Origin of the sequence: Microbacterium maritypicum (assembly GCF_008868125.1) — a bacterium.
GTDB lineage: Bacteria > Actinomycetota > Actinomycetes > Actinomycetales > Microbacteriaceae > Microbacterium > Microbacterium maritypicum.
Window position 1 is genome coordinate 582,442 of record NZ_WAAQ01000002.1, and the last position, 15,017, is coordinate 597,458.

At 65.5% G+C, this 15,017-nt stretch carries 14 protein-coding genes and 1 tRNA gene; 11 read left to right on the plus strand and 4 right to left on the minus strand.

From position 1 onward, the window contains the following. The first annotated feature begins 31 nt into the window (after positions 1-31). The gene (gene rpoC / locus F6W70_RS13530; protein ID WP_055870118.1) at positions 32-3,907 is read left to right on the plus strand and encodes a DNA-directed RNA polymerase subunit beta'; all 3,876 of its coding nucleotides are present in this window, start codon (positions 32-34) and stop codon (positions 3,905-3,907) included. Between the two features lie 98 nt (positions 3,908-4,005). On the opposite strand, the gene F6W70_RS13535 is transcribed toward rpoC, so the two are convergent. Continuing rightward, on the minus strand, positions 4,006-4,593 hold the full coding sequence (locus F6W70_RS13535; protein WP_151486993.1) for a hypothetical protein: 588 nt from the start codon (positions 4,591-4,593) through the stop codon (positions 4,006-4,008). Positions 4,594-4,679: 86 nt separating this feature from the next. On the opposite strand from F6W70_RS13535, the gene F6W70_RS13540 reads away from it, so the two are divergent. From F6W70_RS13540 to F6W70_RS13575, 8 genes are all read left to right on the plus strand, one after another. Beyond that, positions 4,680-5,609: a PfkB family carbohydrate kinase gene (locus tag F6W70_RS13540; protein ID WP_151486994.1), complete on the plus strand. Its 930-nt coding sequence runs from the start codon at positions 4,680-4,682 to the stop codon at positions 5,607-5,609. An 86-nt stretch (positions 5,610-5,695) separates the two neighbouring features. Next, positions 5,696-5,780, plus strand: a tRNA-Tyr gene (locus tag F6W70_RS13545). Positions 5,781-5,920: 140 nt separating this feature from the next. Continuing rightward, positions 5,921-6,145, plus strand: coding sequence for a DUF2510 domain-containing protein (locus tag F6W70_RS18050; RefSeq protein ID WP_170287912.1), 225 nt, complete (start codon positions 5,921-5,923; stop codon positions 6,143-6,145). Positions 6,146-6,563: 418 nt separating this feature from the next. After that, a complete protein-coding gene (locus tag F6W70_RS13555) occupies positions 6,564-6,956 on the plus strand; it encodes a hypothetical protein (protein ID WP_055870130.1) in 393 nt (130 codons plus the stop codon). A gap of 77 nt (positions 6,957-7,033) precedes the next feature. After that, positions 7,034-8,011: a hypothetical protein gene (locus tag F6W70_RS13560; protein WP_151486996.1), complete on the plus strand. Its 978-nt coding sequence runs from the start codon at positions 7,034-7,036 to the stop codon at positions 8,009-8,011. A gap of 233 nt (positions 8,012-8,244) precedes the next feature. Continuing rightward, on the plus strand, positions 8,245-9,102 hold the full coding sequence (locus F6W70_RS13565; RefSeq protein ID WP_151486997.1) for an efflux RND transporter periplasmic adaptor subunit: 858 nt from the start codon (positions 8,245-8,247) through the stop codon (positions 9,100-9,102). Continuing rightward, on the plus strand, positions 9,099-9,773 hold the full coding sequence (locus F6W70_RS13570; RefSeq protein WP_055870139.1) for an ABC transporter ATP-binding protein: 675 nt from the start codon (positions 9,099-9,101) through the stop codon (positions 9,771-9,773). The genes F6W70_RS13565 and F6W70_RS13570 overlap by 4 nt, the downstream gene beginning before the upstream one ends. Beyond that, entirely contained in the window at positions 9,770-10,954 is a 1,185-nt protein-coding gene (locus F6W70_RS13575; RefSeq protein ID WP_055870142.1) for an ABC transporter permease, read from the plus strand. Before F6W70_RS13570 ends, F6W70_RS13575 begins: the two co-directional genes overlap by 4 nt. Positions 10,955-10,978: 24 nt before the next feature. On the opposite strand, the gene F6W70_RS13580 is transcribed toward F6W70_RS13575, so the two are convergent. The 3 genes from F6W70_RS13580 to F6W70_RS13590 are packed head-to-tail and all read right to left on the minus strand — an operon-like array spanning position 10,979 to position 13,070. Further along, positions 10,979-11,965, minus strand: a complete 987-nt coding sequence (locus F6W70_RS13580) for a hypothetical protein (RefSeq protein ID WP_055870145.1) — start codon at positions 11,963-11,965, stop codon at positions 10,979-10,981. Beyond that, the gene (locus F6W70_RS13585; protein ID WP_151486998.1) at positions 11,962-12,579 is read right to left on the minus strand and encodes an RNA polymerase sigma factor; all 618 of its coding nucleotides are present in this window, start codon (positions 12,577-12,579) and stop codon (positions 11,962-11,964) included. The genes F6W70_RS13580 and F6W70_RS13585 overlap by 4 nt, the downstream gene beginning before the upstream one ends. A 29-nt stretch (positions 12,580-12,608) precedes the next feature. Next, the gene (locus F6W70_RS13590) at positions 12,609-13,070 is read right to left on the minus strand and encodes a hypothetical protein (RefSeq protein ID WP_055870151.1); all 462 of its coding nucleotides are present in this window, start codon (positions 13,068-13,070) and stop codon (positions 12,609-12,611) included. 528 nt (positions 13,071-13,598) lie between these two features. Between F6W70_RS13590 and F6W70_RS13595 the strand changes: the two genes are divergently transcribed. Together F6W70_RS13595 and F6W70_RS13600 are read left to right on the plus strand one after the other, a co-directional pair. Further along, positions 13,599-14,090, plus strand: coding sequence for an FBP domain-containing protein (locus F6W70_RS13595; protein WP_055870154.1), 492 nt, complete (start codon positions 13,599-13,601; stop codon positions 14,088-14,090). Positions 14,091-14,136: 46 nt separating this feature from the next. Beyond that, a complete protein-coding gene (locus F6W70_RS13600; RefSeq protein ID WP_055877198.1) occupies positions 14,137-14,937 on the plus strand; it encodes an enoyl-CoA hydratase/isomerase family protein in 801 nt (266 codons plus the stop codon). Positions 14,938-15,017 lie beyond the last annotated feature (80 nt).

Below are 15,017 nucleotides of genomic sequence, written 5' to 3' on the forward strand. Positions count from 1 at the left end.
CTCAAAAAGAATTTCCGACACAGGAGAACTAGTGCTCGAGTCCACAACTTTCGATGAGCTTCGCATCGGCCTGGCGACCGCAGACCACATCCGCGCGTGGTCCTACGGCGAGGTCAAGAAGCCCGAAACCATCAACTACCGCACCCTGAAGCCGGAGAAGGATGGTCTCTTCGGAGAGCAGATCTTCGGCCCGTCCCGCGACTGGGAGTGCGCCTGCGGCAAGTACAAGCGTGTCCGCTTCAAGGGCATCGTCTGCGAGCGCTGCGGCGTGGAGGTCACCAAGAGCTCCGTCCGTCGTGAGCGCATGGGTCACATCGAGCTCGCCGCTCCCGTCACCCACATCTGGTACTTCAAGGGCGTGCCCTCGCGTCTGGGCTACCTGCTCGACATGGCGCCGAAGGACCTCGAGAAGGTCATCTACTTCGCCGCCTACATGGTCATCTCGGTCGACGAGGAAGCTCGTCACCGTGACCTGGGCACGCAGGAGAACAACATCCGTCTCGAGCTGAAGACGCTCGGCGACCGCCGCGATTCCAAGATCGCGGAGCGCCTGGCCAAGCTGGAGGAGGAGCTCGCCGCTCTCGAGGCGGAGGGTGCCAAGGCCGACGCCAAGAAGAAGGTCAAGGACGCCGCCGAGAAGGAGATGTCGCTCATCCGCAAGGGTGCCGACGAGGCGATCCTGAAGCTGGAGCGCGTGTGGGAGGACTTCCGCACCCTCGAGGTCGGCGCCCTGCGCCCGGAGGACGACGTCTTCCACGAGCTGCAGGACCGGTTCGGACAGTACTTCGAGGCCTACATGGGTGCCGAGTCGATCCAGCGCCGCCTTGCGGCCTTCGACCTCGTCGCCGAGGCGGAGAACCTGCGTCTGCAGATCTCCGAGGGCAAGGGCCAGCGCAAGATCCGTGCGATCAAGCGCCTCAAGGTCGTCAGCTCGTTCCTCGAGACCGGCATGAGCCCGGCCGCGATGGTCCTCGACGTCGTCCCGGTGATCCCCCCGGAGCTGCGCCCGATGGTCCAGCTCGACGGTGGACGCTTCGCGACCAGTGACCTGAACGACCTGTACCGTCGCGTGATCAACCGCAACAACCGTCTTCGTCGTCTGATCGACCTCGGTGCCCCCGAGATCATCGTCAACAACGAGAAGCGCATGCTGCAGGAGGCCGTCGACGCACTGTTCGACAACGGTCGCCGTGGTCGCCCCGTCACCGGTACCGGCAACCGTGCCCTGAAGTCCCTCAGCGACATGCTGAAGGGTAAGCAGGGTCGTTTCCGCCAGAACCTGCTCGGAAAGCGTGTCGACTACTCTGGCCGTTCGGTCATCATCGTCGGCCCGCAGCTGAAGCTGCACCAGTGCGGTCTGCCCAAGCAGATGGCTCTGGAGCTCTTCAAGCCGTTCGTCATCAAGCGCCTGATCGACCTCGGTCACTCGCAGAACATCAAGGCGGCCAAGCGCGCCGTCGAGCGCACCCGTCCCGAGGTCTGGGACGTGCTCGAGGAGATCATCCGCGAGCGTCCGGTTCTGCTCAACCGTGCACCCACCCTGCACCGTCTGGGCATCCAGGCGTTCGAGCCTCAGCTCGTCGAGGGCAAGGCCATTCAGCTGCACCCGCTCGTCTGCGCGGCGTTCAACGCCGACTTCGACGGTGACCAGATGGCTGTCCACCTGCCGCTGTCGGTCGAGGCTCAGGCCGAGGCCCGCGTGCTGATGCTCGCGTCGAACAACATCCTGAAGCCGTCTGACGGTCGTCCGGTCACCCTGCCTTCGCAGGACATGATCATCGGCCTCCACCACCTGACCACGGTCAAGGAGGGTGCAGCCGGTGAGGGACGTGCGTTCGGTTCTGTGGGCGAGGCGATCCTGGCCAAGGACGAGGGTTCCCTCGACCTGCAGGCGAAGATCCGCATCCGCATCCCCGGTCTGACCTTCCTCGAGGGCGAAGCTCCCGAGGGCTACGAGCGTCACGGTCTCGTCGACGCCTCGCTGGGTCAGGCGATCTTCAACGACACGCTGCCCAAGGGCTACCCGTTCGTCCGCGAGCAGGCTGACAAGAACAAGCTGTCGCAGATCGTCAACAAGCTGGCCGAGGAGTACCCCAAGGTCGAGACGGCTGCGTCGCTGGACCGCATCAAGGACGCCGGTTTCTACTGGGCCACGCGCTCCGGTGTGACCGTCGCCCTGAGCGACATCCTCACCCCGCCGAACAAGGCGGAGATCGTCGCCGGCTACGAGAAGCAGGCCGCGAAGGTCCAGTCGCAGTACGAAAAGGGTCTGACGACCGACTCCGAGCGTCGCCAGGAGCTCATCAAGATCTGGACCGAGGCGACCGACGAGGTTCAGGCCGCCATGAAGGCGAACTTCCCCGAGGACAACACCATCAACCGCATGGTGTCGTCGGGTGCTCGTGGTAACTGGCTGCAGATCCGGAACATCGCCGGTATGCGTGGTCTGGTGAACAACCCCAAGGGTGAGATCATCCCGCGTCCGATCATCTCCTCGTACCGCGAGGGTCTGTCGGTTGCGGAGTACTTCATCGCGACGCACGGTACCCGTAAGGGTCTGGCCGACACCGCTCTGCGTACCGCCGACTCGGGTTACCTGACCCGTCGTCTGGTGGACGTCTCGCAGGACGTCATCATCCGCGAAGAGGACTGTGGCACGTCGAAGGGCCTCGAGCTCCCGATCGCCGCTCCGAACTCGCAGGGTGAGCTCGTGCGCGACGCGAACGTCGAGAACTCGGTGTTCGCTCGTACGCTGGCCTCCGACGTCGTGAACGAGTCGGGCGAGGTTCTCGCCTCGGCCGGCGACGACGTGGGTGATGTGCTGATCGACAAGCTCGTCGGACTCGGTGTCGAGAGCATCAAGGTGCGCTCGGTCCTGACCTGCGACTCCGCTGTCGGTGTCTGCGCGCAGTGCTACGGCCGTTCGCTCGCGACCGGCAAGACGGTCGACATCGGAGAGGCCGTCGGCATCATCGCGGCCCAGTCGATCGGTGAGCCCGGTACCCAGCTGACGATGCGTACCTTCCACACGGGTGGTTCGGCATCGGCGGATGACATCACGCAGGGTCTTCCCCGTGTGCAGGAGCTCTTCGAGGCGCGTACCCCCAAGGGCGCGTCGCCGATCGCCGAGGCTGATGGCCGCATCACGATCGACGAGACCGACAAGGGCAAGAAGGTCATCCTCACGCCCGACAGCGGTGACGAGCCGGTCATCTACCCGGTGCTGAAGCGTGCGACGCTTCTCGTCGAGGACGGGCAGCACGTCACGGTCGGTCAGCCGATCCTGGTGGGCACGCTCGACCCCAAGGAGATCATGCGCGTCATGGGTGCTCGCGAGGTGCAGCGTTACCTCGTCGGCGGCGTCCAGGGCGTGTACCGCTCGCAGGGTGTGCCGATCCACGACAAGCACATCGAGGTCATCGTCCGTCAGATGCTCCGCAAGGTCACCGTCGTCGATCACGCCGACACGAACCTGCTGCCGGGTGAGATGGTCGATCTCAAGCGCTACCAGTCGATCAACCGCGAGACAGTGGCAGAGGGCAAGCGCCCCGCGTCGGGCCGTCCGGAGCTGATGGGTATCACGAAGGCGTCGCTCGCGACCGAGTCGTGGCTGTCGGCCGCCTCCTTCCAGGAGACGACCCGCGTGCTCACCGAGGCTGCGATGCAGGGCAAGCGTGACCCGCTGGTCGGTCTCAAGGAGAACGTCATCATCGGTAAGCTCATCCCGGCCGGAACCGGTCTCTCGAAGTACCGCGACGTCACGGTCGAGGCCACCGAGGAAGCCAAGAGCGAGCGCTACCCGAACCGGATCTTCGCATCCGACGGCGCGTACGCTGACGGTGACTTCGGCTACGTCGACTTCGACGCGTTCTCGACGGACGACATCACCCCCGGCACTTATAACTGAGTGCTGAGTGACTGAGAAGGCCCCAGGCGATTCGCCTGGGGCCTTCTTCGTGCCCTGGTGCAGTCGCGTGGTGCCTGGCAGCCGCGCGGTGGACGAGGTCAGCCGAAGATGTGCTCCACGATGCTCGAGGTGTACCCGCTCGGCGCCAGGTTCGAGTAGCGCGTGTCGATGAGCACATCCTCCCGCCAGAAGAGGGTGCGGCCGTCGGTCACCGGGTACTGCGCATTGGGCCAGGTCTTCTCGCAGCGCGTGCCGCCGTCCGGGGTGAAGCAGGAGAAGCCCTCATCGTTCGCGAGAGCGTTCAACATGTCGAGCGCGGGTCCGCGGTTCATCCGGGAGATCGTGGTCGTGAGACCGGTCGTGTCGGCGCCCGGGTCGGCCCAGATGCACGTCAGAGTGCCGTCGGAGCCCACACCGGAAGGGCCGAAGGCGGCGTCGTTGAGCGGTGTCTCCCCGAGTTCGGCCAGGACGGCGTCCGACAGGATCGCACGGCAGTCGGTCGGGAGCGCGACGGGTGCGCTGGTCGGCGTGGGGCTGGGCGACGGCGAGCCGGTCTGCTCGGGGTCGGCCGTCTCGCTCCCTGCCGGGCTCGGCGAAGCGCTCGCGCCGCCCGTCTGCGGGGTGCAGGCGGTCAGTGCGACGAGGAGGAGGAGTGCCGCGGCAGCGCCGGTGAGTCGGGGCTTCATGGCCACACCGTACTGCGCATCGGTGTCGGGATGGCAGAGGATCGCGGTGTTGCCGTCGGCTCCCCGTGCCGCGATAGTGTCGGCGGGTGAGCAACCAGACTTCTTCCGCCGGTTCCGTGGTCGTGATCGGCGATGCCTTGATCGATGAGATCCGCGACGATTCGGGGGTGCGCGAGCTCGTCGGCGGTGCCGCACTCAACGTCGCCGTCGGACTGCGGCGCCTGGGAGTCGTGACGACGCTGATCGCGATGGTGGGAGATGACGAGGCCGGCGCGCACATCCGCGAGTACCTTTCCGACCACGGCGTGCGGCTCATCGGGAGCGAGGCGCCGCTCGGTTCCTCTCGGGCGATCGTGCAGCGGGCGGCGAACGGTGAGCCGCAGTACGTCTTCAACGATGCCGCACAGAAGCGCAGCATCCGGTACTCCGACGAGGCTCGACAGGCGATCGCCGACGCTGGGCTCGTCGCGATCAGCTGCTTCCCCTTCGACGTGCCGGTCGAGGTCGACGCCCTGACCGATGCCCTGGGGGACGCGCGCGTTGCCGTCGACCCCAACCCGCGCACCGGAATGCTCAGCGACCGTGAGGAGTTCGTCCGCGGCTTCGAGCGGCTCGCGGCTTCGGCCGCCATCGTCAAGGTCGGCGCGGATGACGCGACGATCCTCTACGACGGCGACCTCGACGCCCTGCGCGCCCGTCTGCGGGCCCTCGGCGCTGCTGCCGTCCTCGCGACCGCGGGTGCCGACGGCGCCACCATCGATGCGGATGCCGGCATCGTCTCGGCTCCCATCGCGCAGCTTCCCGGTGTCGTGATCGACACCGTCGGCGCGGGGGACGCGACTCTCGCGGCGGTTTCGGAGGGCCTGGTCACAGCGTCTCCGTCCGACCTGGGGGAGTGGCGTGCACTGCTGCTGCGCGCGATGGACGTCGCCGCCGCGACCTGTCGCGCCGAGGGTGGTCTGCTGCGGACACCCGAGTCGCTGGAGGACTCCAGGCGCGGCGCGAACGGCAGCTGACCGTTCGATTTCTTGCACCCGCCTCCGGCAGGTATGCTTGTCTCTCGTGCCCCCGGTTGGCTGTCCAAGTCGGACGGGTGCGCTCTGGCGAGTTACCCAAGCGGCCAAAGGGATCTGACTGTAAATCAGACTGCTCAGCATTCGGGGGTTCGAATCCCTCACTCGCCACCACCACATCCGCGGAACGCCGCGGAACTCGAAGGCCCACGCGATTACCGCGGGGGCCTTCTCTCGTCACCGTGGCCCTCACCAGAATCGGGTGGCCACATGCCACCGAAGACTTGCGCTCGCCCCGACCTCCGAGATCGTTCGTGAGCGCGCCCGCGGGTTGGTATGTCGACGATAAGGGTGCGACCCGGTGGTGGGACGGTTCCCGGTGGGGTGAGGACTCTTCGGTCGCAGCGCCATCGACGGAGTTCCCCTCGGTCCCGGAGGGGACGAGCACGACCACGGTGTGGGTGTGGCCGGGTGTCGCTGGCTTCACGGATCCAGTCGCGCAATTGCGAGATCCGTCGGCCGCACGGCGAGTCGGATAGACGCGCGGCAAGCTCCCGCTGCGCGACTGGGTGGTGTCGGTGGAGAAGAACTCACTGCTCGGATGTCAGACTCTCGAGCCCCGCTGAGCGGCATACGTCGATGGAGTGGTGTTTGCGCGAGACGGAAAATCCTGACAGACATTTTTCTGATCGACGCGACAGGCGCAAAGAGAAGCGGTGACGGCGGCTGCGGCGACGGCAGCACGGCGCCCGCTCATCGTCCGCATTTGGCCGCAGGAATACGCCGAAGTGAGGGCAGGAAAGATGTGTGTCAGGTGTTCCTTGTGCCTGCAAAAGGCCACCACCGTGTCCTCCGAAAGGGGGACAGACACTCCGAAACGCTGTCTTTCACACTCAGGGGGAACCGAGGTGAAACTGGTCAATACTGATCCAGGCCTCGCATCCATGAGGAGAGAAAATGAAGTTGAGCACGAAGAAGCGCTTGGCGAAGTTCGCCGCCGCGACGGCAGTGTCCGCCGCCCTGATCGTCACGCCGTCGGTTGCGGCGATGGCCGACGCCACGGCGACGTACACGACAGGCGGCCAGGCGCGCGCCACCGCGTACTGGAATGCATCCTCGGACACGATGTCCAGCACCGACCGTTACAACGACGGGTGGGGCTCCCGCACCGCGTACAACCTCCGTGGCAATACCAGCAACCAGTACGTTGACAACATCAAGGGCGCCGGCACGACCGAGTCGCGCACCCTGTGGGTGCTTCCTGGCTGGGAGTTCCGCGTCCAGGCGTGCTCCATCAACAACGGCACGCAGCTCGGCTGCGGGTCCTGGTCGGGCTTCTCGGGAGTCTGACCCACGCGTGAGACCGGGCCTACTGCGTGCCCGGTCTCACGTCCCCACCGTCTCGAGATTAGGAACGCCCCGAACCCATGAAACGCCTCGCGCCCACACTGCCCCTGCTCGCCATTGCCGCACTCGTCATCTCGGGATGCTCCAACGCGTCGTCGGAAGAGGGATGGACCACCCCGGACCTTCCTGCAGAACTCTCCGCGACGCAGGCGCTCGCAGCGTTGCCGTTCGATTCGTTCGCGATGAGCAACTCCGAACGTGAGCAGCTGCAACAGGGCACGGCCGCTCTACTGAACCGGTGCATCGCCGACTTCGGTCTCTCTGCGACGTTCAGCGGCGACTACATCCAGCAGCTGAGTGAAGATCCGGACGTGCCTCTCATCTACCAATGGGGAGGCAGGCTCGGTACTCTCCCGCGTGACCAGGCCGAAGAGTACGGCTACGCAGCACCTCCCGGAGGCGAGTGGTCGAATGGGGCCGGCATCTACCTGTCCAGCGCGGAGAACTTGAACCCGGTTATGCCGAGCGATCCGACGGAGGCCGCGCAGCTGGCGGCGGTGATGTACGGCCCCGAGCAAGGAAGGATCCCCGGCGAGGGGGGCGATGACCAGGTACTTTCCTCAGAGCTCATCCCGACAGACGTCGAAGGCAATGCGCCATCCGCGAAGGGGTGCTACGGAGTCGTCGAAGACGAGATCGGAGTTCCGTTCGTCGACCTCCGCGACCTGACGTCCGACGTCTACGGCCTCACGTTCAGTCACGATGCGGTGAAAGAGAAAGCCAGCGCCTGGTCGGCATGCATGAAGGATGCCGGCTTCGATTACGCACGCTTCGAGGAAGCTCCGACTGCGAATGCGGGCGCGATCAGCGCGGACACTATCGCCGTGGCCTTGGCAGATGTCGAGTGCACGAAGGAAAGCCGCTGGCCGGACACTTTCTACTACGTCCTCGCCGACTACGAGCAGCAAGCGATAGACAAGCAGCCGGACACGTTCCAATCAGCGCTGGACGGAGAGCGGAAGCGACTCGAGGCCGTGAACACACTCCTGGGCAAATAGAGACGATGGACGACAAGCCCCGGATGACGCCGACACGTCGAGTAGGCACCCTGATCCTCGTCACAGCTCTCGTATCTGCGGCCATCGGGGGTGCGGCCGGCTTCTTCGTGCGCTCGCCCGCACAAGTTGCGGCGGATGCTGCCCCGCCCGCGCACAGTGAGCTGACCGTTGCCGTCGAAGAGGGCACTATCACCGACCCGCTTCTCCTGTCCGGAGTCGTTGCTCTCGGCAGCGTGACCGACCTCACGCCAAACGGGGGAGGTGTTGTCACAGGTCTGCCGGTAGCCCTCGGAGCGCAGTTCACCGCCGGTACCGTCATCGCCGAGGTGAACGACAGGCCCGTGATCTACCTGCAAGGCTCTATACCGCTGCTGCGGGACCTGCGCCCCGGGGACAAGGGTGAGGATGTTCGGCGCCTGCAGGAAGGGCTGCGTCCGTGGCTGAGCGGCGAGCCCGATGGCACGTGGGGGACGGCGACGACCCGTGCTCTGCAGGCCCTCTACAAAGCTGCAGGGTATGTGGCTCCTGTGGACAGCGCCGCTCTCCAGGCGGAGCTCGTATTCGGCGCCGCGGCCACGGCTACGGTTCTCAGCGTCGCGTCCCCGCTCGGAGGAGCGGTCGAGAGTCCGCTGATTCGGGCGACCACATCCGATCCGACAGTGACAGCAGAAGTCGCCGATGCGACGTCGCAGCTTGTTCACATCGGTGACCGCGTATCCGTGACAGGCAGTGCCATCGGCGGTGCGCAGGACGGCACGATCACCGCGGTGGGCGGCTTGGTCACGGGAGACGATGGAGTCAGCCGGGCCACCGTCACAGTCCAGCCGGATGTTGCGTTGCCAGCCGCGGCTATTGACCGAAAGGTGGAGATCACCGTCTTGACCGGCGCGGACGCTGAGGTCGGTCTCATCGTTCCGCTCTCCGCTATCCGCTCGAACGCGACCGGCGGAACATATGTACTGCACGTGCACGGGGAGAACCCTCATCGCGTCATGGTGACTGTCGAAGAGACGGGAGGCGGACAGGCGCGAGTGACCGCCAGCGACGGAGATCTCGCTGTCGGTGACCTGGTCGTGCTGGGCGTGCAATGACAGCTGTCGTCGAACTGCGAGACGTCTCGCGTGTCTACCCTGGGCCACCCGAGGTGCACGCGCTGGTAACGTCCTCCGTCACCATCGATGAAGGCGATTTCGTCACCATCGTCGGCCCGTCCGGCTCTGGGAAATCGACTCTTCTGAACCTTCTCGGCCTTCTCGACAAGCCGACGGCGGGAACCTACGCGTTGAGAGGCCAGGACGTCACGCCGCTTTCGGAAAACGAGCGGGCGCGTGTGCGGGGCACCGACATCGGGTTCGTCTTCCAGTCCTTCCACCTGCTCGAACAACGCACCTGCTTAGAGAACGTGATGCTCAGCGACCTGTACAACGGAACGACGGAGCGAGAGTCTCGCGCTCGCGCATACGAGGCGTTGGAGGCAGTCGGACTCGGGGCTTTCGACCGCCGGCTGCCGACCGAACTCTCGGGCGGACAGCAACAACGAGTAGCCATCGCCCGAGCGTTGGCATCCGACCCCGCGGTGCTGTTGTGCGATGAACCGACCGGAAACCTGGATAGCGTAACCGCATCGGCCATCCTCACCCTCTTCGACGACCTCAACGCCGTCGGCCGCACGGTCGTGCTCATCACCCACGACGCCGACGTCGCCCGCCACGGCAATCGAACACTGCACATGCTTGATGGCGCGTTGAGCGAGGAGTCATGACCCGTCACCCGGTGCGCAGGCGGTTGCTCAACGAGGCGATGGCCGGTGTTGTGCAACGCTCGTCTCGCTCGGGGATGACGATTGTCGGAATCGCGATCGGCGTCGCGTCCTTCGTGGCGGTGCTCGGCGTGACCGCCAGCGCCAACGGACAGATCAGTGACGAGTTCCTGAGAGTCGAAGCCACCCAGATCACGGTGACTCCCCGCACTGGGGGAACCGGGACCGAACCTCTCTTCGCTACGGACGCCGACCGCCGTGTCGGTCAGATCGACGGGGTCACCGCGACCGGACGATGGTGGAACGTCCCCGGCGTCACCATCAGCGTAAATCCTCCGTCGATCGACCCCGGCTCCTCCCAACCTTCGTTGCTGGCAGCGACACCGGGGTACTTCGATCTCGTCGGCGCTGAGGTGTCCAGCGGCCGCACATTCGATGAGTTCCATGAGGATCAGCCGGTTGCGGTCATCGGAGACAAGCTGGCCGGCGACCTCCGTATCAGCGACATCGCTGATCAACCCGTCATCGTGCTCAACGATCTTCGGGTCACTGTCATCGGCGTCATCGATGACACGACCGGCTCGAGCGCTGCGCTGACAAGCGTCATCATCCCCGACGGGTTCGCTCGGACACACTTCACTGCACCAGGACAGCGGGAGACGATGGTCGTAGCCACCGAGGTGGGGGCATCGGAGGTTGTCGCCGACCAGCTCGCGGTCGCCTTGAACCCCGCGGAACTCACCGCGTTTCAGATCGTCCCACCTCCGAAGCCGACGGTCGTGAAAGACCGGGTCAACACGTCGACGCAGGCGCTCTTCTTCGCACTCGCAGGCATCTGCGTTCTCGTCAGTGGTGTCGGAATCGCCAACGTGTCATTGCTCGGCGTCATCGCCCGCACGCGAGAGATCGCACTTCGGCGTTCGCTCGGCGCCTTGCCCAGACATATAGCGATGCAGTTCCTCGGAGAGTCAGTCGTGCGCGGGCTCCTGGGTGGGCTTGTGGGTACGGCGTTGGCGATGGCAGCCGTGACCGCCATCGCAGTGAGTCAGCAGTGGACGGCCGTCATCGAACCATGGTCGCTCATCATGGGGCCGGTCATGGGTGTGGCCATCGGATCGATCGCGGGGCTCTATCCGGCGATTCGAGCCACGAGGATCGAACCGGTAGAGGCGTTCCGTCGATGAACGTCTATTCGATTTCGTTCTGTCTCACTTGACGTCCCACAGCGTGTACCCGACGACACCAGCAGGAATGAACTCCATCGCCTTGGTCAGTTCGTTCTCGGTACCGACTATCCGCCCCGTATCCCGAGAGATGAGGAGTGTGTTCTGATAACCGCGGTCGTCGATGGTTGTGCGGAGCCCGACGACCGCTCGTCCCAGTCGGTCGGTCGATTCGCCGAGAACCGTGACATCGCCTGCATCGACGAGCATGTGGATTAAGGTCGCGTGCTGTTCGTCGGTCAAGGTCCAGTAGCTCAGCAGTTGGCTGATGGCCACGAGGAGGTCTCCGGATGAAGAGTCGGCTGACGCGCCAAGCTCTCCCAGCGCTGCAAACAGTTCCTCGCGACTCGACCCCTTCAGGCTCACAACCCCGGGCGGGATGTCGAGGTCTGCGGCGCTGGTCGTGAGTTCGCTGATGATGTCACCAGGTCGATACGGACTCTCAGCGATGCCCTCAGGCCGCGCATCGCCAGACCAATACGATTCGGCGGCGACGACCGTGCTGATGGAGCCAGTCTCCGGCGACCAGTCGAAGGTTGTTTTTTGCGGCACGACCTCCACCCGCCCCTTCGCCATGTCGATGTTCCACCCCCAGCTCAGCGTCTGCACCCGCGACTCCTGGACGACGTCGTCTGGCAGATCGAGTTTCAGCTCAGCGGCTGTGACGACGGCAGACAGCGGCTGCGCGTTTGCGTATTGCAGTGGCGGGGGCGTGAGCGCGACAGCGGATTGCGTCGGACCCAGTACGTTGACCGCGATGATGGTGACCGCAGCGATGGATGCCACCACGGCGGTCACGCCGCCCCAGACCCGCCCTGCGCGACGGCGAGGCTCCGGTGATAGTTCGAACGTCCCGCGGATGATGCCCTCGCGGATAGCGATGTCGCGCGCGGTGAGCGGAGCGAAGCGTGCGCCCGGCGCAGGGCTCACTGCTCGGAACAGCTGGTCCAGCTCCTCGTCGGAGACGTTCATCGCCCGTCCTCCTTCACCTCAAGCTGGATACGCAGCTTCGTCCTCGCGCGGGTGAGTGTGGTCCATACCGCCGCAGAACTGCAACGCAGCACAGCCGCGACCTCACCGGCGGTGAGTTCGTCCCAGTATGTGAGTACCACCACTTGACGCTCACGGGCGTTCAACTTCTTCATAGCCTGACGCAGCGCGAGCGCCTCCAGCGGATGAAGCCGCTCCGCGGCGTTCTCCAAGCCCCGGCTCATCGCGTCAAGCGCCCTCCCTCGCGAACGGGCACTTCGGTCGACATCGCGGACCTTGTTGTCTGCGGTGCGGATGAACCAGCGCAAGCCCATCGGCGTCTCCGGACGCAGTTTCCTCCATGCGACGACGAACACCTCCGCAGTGATCTCGTCGACTTCTTCCTGGTTGTCGAGGAAACCCGACAGGTGGTGGTGCACGAGAGGCCAATACTCATCGAACAATCGGCGGAAGACGACGGCCTTGTTGAGAGCCGGGGCGCTCGTCGAGGTGCTGGAATGCGCCTCAGCCGGAAGGGGAAAGCTCTCAGCTCCGGCAAGAACGACGCGGACGGTATCGAATAGCCCCAGCCTCACCATCGAAGACGCCCCGCTCATCTCGCTCGTCTCCTCAGGTTATCGGGTGCTCAGAGCGTGCAGAGCAAGTTGGTGGTGCCAGCGCCGACGTTCGCGGAACCGTTCGCCCCGGCCGTCGCGAGCGTTGTGCCTGAGGAGTTGCGCGCGCGAACGCTGCCGAAGGAGCGGCCGTTGGCGATGGATCCGACGGACTGCAATGCGGCTGTGCTGACGGTGGTGCAGATGGTGAACGTCAACTTCGAGCCTTGAAGATTGGGCGAGGCGTATGCGCAGTATGTCCCGGTGGCGCAACTGCCGACAGCGCGCAGCGACGCGGACTCCGACCCCGCTTCGAGGATCATCCCGAGTGCCGGCCAGACGGCGGTGGTGTCGTTCACGGCGAAGCCGCCGGGCAACGCCTCCAAGGCGTACTCGACATCCGGGTGGAGTTCGTCGGAGTCTGCGTTGGCTGTGGCAGGTGTGAGAACCAGTGCGAGGACGAGCGCCGCGATGGTGGTGATGGTGCGTTTCATGTTGCCCCCAGGCTCAGGATGCGAGGGAACCCGGGGGCCAACCGAGCACCCCGCCGAGGGGCGCGAATGGCCTCCGATCTCAGTACGGGTGCCCTCCGATTTCAGTATCCGCGCGGGATAGCGGTCCCATCCGCTCCTTCTTTGCGGCTGAGGGCGATTCCTGACACACCTGTTCGATGACTGAGCCCAGCTAAGTTCACAGCTGTCTTCGCGCGACGTGCTCGTGGTGTCAGGTCTCACTTTCGTGGTCGCGCGATGGGTGACTCCCACCGAGAAGATTGGGCGGGGGCGTTCTCTCGTCACCGTGGCCCTCACCATGAATAGCGTGGTCACGACGACGTGTGCTCGCACCGACCTCCGAGATCGTTCGTGACCGCGCCCGCGGGTTGGTATGTCGACGACAAGGGTGCGACAGCCGTCTGGGCATCCGTGTTCGTCGCCCAGACGTTCGAGACCGTGTTCTGGATGGTTACGACGCGGCAGATGTGACGTGGCCCCGGGACCGCGAACGATTCATAGACTGGAGCGATGCGACCGCTCACCGAAGCCGACGTCCGCGCATCGTTCGTCAATGCGGATGCTGACGAACTGCGCCTCATGGAGATGCCGCACGACTTCCTGCTCGTCGACTGGGACTACCTCGACTTCTTCGCCTGGCAGGATCCGGGTGCGAGCCGTCGAGGCTACGTGGTGATCCCTCACGACGACGAGGTGGTCGGCATCGTGCTGCGCGCGACGGAGCCCGGCCGCGCCCGTTCGGGCATGTGCAACATCTGCCACACGATGCAGCCCGGCAACCAGGTCGCGCTCCTCTCCGCACGTCGGGCCGGTGAAGCGGGCACGCGTGGGGACTCGTTCGGCACCTACATGTGCGCCGACCTCTCCTGCCACGAGAATGTGCGCCTCGCCCACCCGCTCGCGCCCAACGAGGTGCGCACTCCGGGGCAGGTCGACTTCCGCCTCGACGGCACCCGTCGGCGGATGGAGAGCTTCGTCTCGCAGGTCTGGGAGCGGGTCTGATCGCGGTTACGCTGGTCCCACACGTCCTGCGCTCGAAGGAGAAGCCATGAGTGATGCCATCCTGTTCGCCGTCGAAGAGGGAATGGCCCGGCTGACGCTGAACCGCCCCGCTCGCCTGAACGCCTTCAATGCCGACCTGGCGCACGCCTGGAAGGATGCGACGGCCGAGGCGACCTCTAGGGCCGACGTGAAGGCGATTCTCATCGATGCCGCCGGCCCCGCGTTCTGCGCCGGCGGCGACGTGATCGACATGGCGACGACGATGGGGGCGTCCGGTGGGCAGATCACCGCGCTCGCCGAGGTGATCAACGCCGGTATCCGCTCGCTCACGGAGTCTGCGGTGCCCGTCGTCGCGGCTGCCCACGGCACGACCGCAGGCGGCGGTCTCGGCATCCTGCTGTGCAGCGACTACGCCGTCGTCGGCTCACGGTCGAAGCTCGGCAGCCTCTACGCGAACATCGGTCTGACTCCGGATCTGTCCGTCTCCGCTCAACTCGCCCGCGCCGTGGGCCAGCGCCGCGCCCTGCAGCTCGTGCTGCAGGACCGACTGCTCTCGTCGGCGGAGGCCGTGGAATGGGGGCTCGTCGCCGAAGCCGTCGAGGGCGCGGATGCCGTCTCCGAGGCGGAGAGCGTGCGAGCACGCGGTGAGGAGATCGCGCGGTTCTGGCTGGCAGGAGCGGCCGAGGCCTACGGTCAGGCGAAGCGGTTGGTGCGCTCCCAGCCCGAGCGCTCCTTCGTCGAGCAGCTGAGTGAAGAGGCGCGTTCGATCGGTGCGGCTCTGGAGACGCCCGACGCGCAGGCCAGGGTCGCAGCCTTCGCCGCGGCGTCGGCGAAGAAGGCGGGCTGACGACCTCTCCTGCCCAGGCGCAGGGGAGGAGTGAGCTTCCTCGGGATGGGGCGGGAGCCGTGGCAACCGTCGACGCGCGT